This is a genomic window from Anaplasma marginale str. Florida (genome assembly GCF_000215485.1).
In the GTDB taxonomy this organism is placed as follows: Bacteria; Pseudomonadota; Alphaproteobacteria; order Rickettsiales; family Anaplasmataceae; genus Anaplasma; species Anaplasma marginale.
In genome coordinates this window covers 1-4,070 of sequence record NZ_AFMS01000174.1, presented here as the reverse complement: position 1 = coordinate 4,070, position 4,070 = coordinate 1, and the positions used below count along the sequence as shown (strand labels likewise).

Sequence of the window (4,070 nt, the reverse complement as noted above, 5' to 3'; positions counted from 1 at the left end):
GGCGCAACCGCACGTAGTACCTGCTGCCGCCATACCCTCAGCGTATTTGTTAGTTAGCACAGAACCCTGGGCCTGCAGGACCGCACGACTCACAAAATTTTCCGACGCGATCATCTGCAGCAGAGTGTTCTGCCTTTCCAGTTCCGCCGATATGCTGTTTGCAACCTCGGCGTCAAACACTCCTATATCAACATTGCCAATGTACCCAACCATAAACCCCTACAAATATCGTCAGTATCTCAAGTAGAGGGCATTTCTTCCTCATCAGAAGCGTCGCCAGCACCCTCATCACGGCCCTCACCGTCGGCGACACCATCCGCATCATCTGCATGGTCATCCACCGGGCTTGAATCCTGCTGCTCAGCAGCCGCAACATCTTCTGCCTGCTCAACCTCAGCAGCTGCAGCCGCTTGGTCTTCGCTCTTAGCAATTCCTAGTCTGACCCTCTCAGCTTCAGATTCGTTCCTGACCACATGCAACCGCAACGTAGCAACCAAATCGGCATGCAACTCTACGTTTATCTCATACTCTCCAGTGCGCTTTATCACCTCACTAAAAGATACACACCTCGGCTGAATATCGTACCCGAGATCACAAAGCAACTTGGACACGTCTCTAACGGTCACAGACCCGAACAGCTTACCGTCATCAGAGGATTGTCTGACAATGATGAGGCGCTCAGCTCCCAGGGACTTGGCCACCCCCTCGGCTTCCGCAAGTTTCTTGCTGTTCTCCTCCTCTATGAGGGCAAGCTTTTGTTCTAAAAGCGCAACATTATCCTTGGTGGCACGCACCGCCTTGCCATCTGCCAAAAGATACCGCGCATAGCCCGGTCTGACCTTGGCGATTTCACCAGCTTTGCCAAGACCCCTAACGCTGGATTTCAGAATTACCGATAACATTTAATATACAAACCACAAATTAGCAATACGGCAACAGAGCGAGAAATCTAGCCCGCTTGACAGCACGTGCCAGAAGCTTTTGCTTCCTAGAAGAAACCGAAGTAATCCTACTCGGCAATATCCGACCGTACTCCGAAACGAACTTAGAGAGCAGCGCCCTATTTTTATAATCTATGTCTTCATCGGGACACTGCGCTAGGGGACAGGACCTCGACTTTCTGAAGTACGGCCTCTTGAGATACACCAACGGAGAATGCGCACCGCCGCCCGAATCTCCCTTACCGCCGTCTTTTTTACCTCCTTGAAGCACAGATACCTCCACCTAGTCTTGATCAGAACCCATCATGGCAGACTTGCCCTCGCAGACCTTGTCCACCTTCAAACATAAAAACCTCAGCACATCCTCATTCAGCCTAACCCTACGCCGGAACTCATCCATCGCGGCGGGTTCGGCACGAATATACATCATGCAATAGTGCCCCTTGTTGTTTTTCGCTATGCTGTAAGCAAAATCCAGAAGCCCCCAATACTCATACTTAACGAGCTCAGCGCCTATCTTAACCAGCAGCGCAGACAGCCCCTTAGAAAGACCTTCCAATTCATATTGAGTGAGACCCTGTTGCGCAATAAAAGCAAACTCATAAATAGGCACAAAAAAACCCGCTAAAAACTCTACCGGCGTATTATATACGACCGCGGGATACAATCAAGAAATATCACGGTTTTTCTCCGTCATACTCGGAATCATCCCCCTGCTCTTTGTCAAGCAACTCACGCGCAACCACGCCTATTCTGTCGTATGCGAGTTCTGGAATTATGCTCCCCATGTATTCACTCGCAGCAGAAAAGAAATTATATGAATACGTGTTAGAAAACCAGGCAGGCAACACGACCTCGGCATCATCCTCCGCAGACCGTGGGGCAAATGTGTATAGAAAGGTTTCCATAACAAAAAACACACAGTAGGCGACCGCCAGGCCTTTCGCAATACCTACAATTGACCCCGCTGCTTTATCTAAAGCATTATGCCTAAGAGGTGAAAGGAGCCGCACTATCACACCGTTAACCAGGACTACGCAAGTCATAACCCCAACGAACACAGTGACCCCTGATAGGATTCTAGCCAAAACTTCCGAGTGCACACGCGTGCCGTAAGCCTCAGCGAAATAGTCGCTGTAGCTGGCAGTTACCGCCACAGCCGCCACCATTCCGGCAATGGCAAACACCTCCTTAATGAACCCTCTTAAAAACCCCAGGGCCGTTAGGGACAGTACAACAAGCGCCATAGCGGCGTCCAAAACCATGGCCCCTCACCTATATTGCAACTTCTTGCTGCGCGCTTGTACAAGTGCAACCATTGCTACTATCAGAATGGATAGGGCTATAACGTAATATCCGCCACGACTTCCACGTAAAACAGATAATCCAGTTATGAAGTCCCCCTGCCATATGTCGGCGGAGACATATCCCTCGCTGCTGATGTTGGATACTAGAAGTTTGCCATCCACGGGCTTTGCCGCCACAGAAACGCCTATTTTCCTGTCCATCATCTCAGACACGTCACCCATGAATTCCTCGTGCACCGGTACAATAACGTATCCTCCGCCTTTCGGCCCCACGTTACCACCTGTAATTGCCCGCTCGTAGTTTACCAAAACCTTGTCTCCCTGCCTAACAGTGACAACCTTGCTGTTAATCTCGGAAAGAGACAACGCCTCACGGTTGTCGACGAGCAGCCCGGCAAGGTAATTGGGCGCCATTAGCATTAATCCCGCACAAACTAGTATGACAGACTCATACACCCGGTTACGCCTGAAAAAATATCCCTGCATCCCAGCACAAAGGACGAGCACGCTTACCAAAGCTAGCACAATTCGTGCAGCAGCCACCCAGGCATTGTCAACCCCGTGTAGAATTATGTTGCTATCGAACATGAACATGAAGGGAATGACCATGGTTTTTATATTGTACAAGAACGACTGCACTCCCGTCTTGAAGGAGTTCGCAGACGCTATGGCGGCGGCAGCGTAGGAGGCTATGCCCACCGGAGGCGTTACATCAGCCATCAGGCCAAAATAAAACACGAACAGGTGCAGCGCAACAGGAGGCGCTGCTATACCGTTTTTGTGCGCCACCATACTCAGCACAGGAGCAACCAGCGTCGAGACTATTATGTAGCACCCAGTAGTGGGCATGCCCATGCCCAACACTATGCATATGAACGCAGTCACCAAGAGCGCAACAAACAGGTTACCGCCTGCAAGCGCATCAACAAATGAGCCTATGGTAAGACCAAACCCAGTCAACCCAACAGTGCCTACGACCAGACCCGCGGTGGCGGTTGCAACAGCAACAGGAAGCATGTTCTTCGAGCTGACAATCATTGCCGCACCCACGTTTTTGACGCCAGCATACACCGCTGGGAGTATACCGGAAAAATTGCGCGCTTTCAGTGAGGCCACTACACCTTCTGCAAGTAGCATAAAGACCAAGAACATGTTGGTCCAAAAGCATGCAAGAGACGTAGACACCCTCTCCACCACCAAAGACCAAACGAGTATGAATACGGGCATGAAGTAGTGCAGCCCCTGCTTGGCTACATTCCAGGCACTGGAGCCATTTTCTTCAGCAAAATTCAAAGCCTCTTCGGTCGTGTCATTCTTGCTTGTATCTTTCCCGCAAAGCAGCGCAATGTATACGAGCGCCAGAATCAAAGCGACAAAATACATGCCGTTCTCGCGGAAAATTGTCTTCAATCCCGGAATGTGCAACCCCCACACGTCAATTCCGTTAATCACGACAAATGACATCCCAAACAACAGCGCGATAGAGGTCGCACATATGGCAAACTTCAGCAATGAAGTAGAGACGGATAGCAGCCTGCTCCCCGACGGATGGCCGGTTTTTTCCTCAGTGGGCTGCCCACAATGGTTCAGCCTGCAAGCTTCAAGGTGCACAATTACAAGTAGCCCTATATAAACCATAGCCGCCGGTATCAGAGCATGTCTCACCACATCCGCATACGGCAACGCTAAAAACTCTGCCATCAAAAACGCTGCAGCTCCCATCACCGGTGGGGTTACCTGCCCGTTTATGCCCGCAGAAACTTCGACAGCTGCGGCTTTTTCCGGAGACATCCCCATTTTTTCATTAGGGGAATAGTGAAGG

At 50.6% G+C, this 4,070-nt stretch carries 5 protein-coding genes and 1 pseudogene; all 6 read right to left on the bottom strand.

All coding sequences use genetic code 11. The features are described 5' to 3' along the window. Positions 1 to 213 (bottom strand): annotated as a pseudogene (glyA, locus tag GAC_RS04880) (serine hydroxymethyltransferase); the annotation flags it as partial. Positions 214 to 239: 26 nt separating this feature from the next. Then, positions 240 to 902, bottom strand: a complete 663-nt coding sequence (gene rplI, locus GAC_RS04875; RefSeq protein WP_012658830.1) for a 50S ribosomal protein L9 — start codon at positions 900 to 902, stop codon at positions 240 to 242. A gap of 19 nt (positions 903 to 921) precedes the next feature. Continuing rightward, positions 922 to 1,212 (bottom strand): 30S ribosomal protein S18, encoded by a 291-nt coding sequence (gene rpsR, locus GAC_RS04870; RefSeq protein ID WP_029209673.1) that lies wholly within the window; start codon positions 1,210 to 1,212, stop codon positions 922 to 924. 12 nt (positions 1,213 to 1,224) lie between these two features. Next, positions 1,225 to 1,554: a 30S ribosomal protein S6 gene (gene rpsF, locus GAC_RS04865; protein ID WP_010262817.1), complete on the bottom strand. Its 330-nt coding sequence runs from the start codon at positions 1,552 to 1,554 to the stop codon at positions 1,225 to 1,227. 64 nt (positions 1,555 to 1,618) lie between these two features. Further along, on the bottom strand, positions 1,619 to 2,206 hold the full coding sequence (locus GAC_RS04860; protein ID WP_010262814.1) for a CvpA family protein: 588 nt from the start codon (positions 2,204 to 2,206) through the stop codon (positions 1,619 to 1,621). Positions 2,207 to 2,212: 6 nt separating this feature from the next. Next, a partial coding sequence (locus tag GAC_RS04855) for a TRAP transporter fused permease subunit (protein WP_241760165.1) occupies positions 2,213 to 4,070 on the bottom strand: 1,858 nt, incomplete at its 5' end.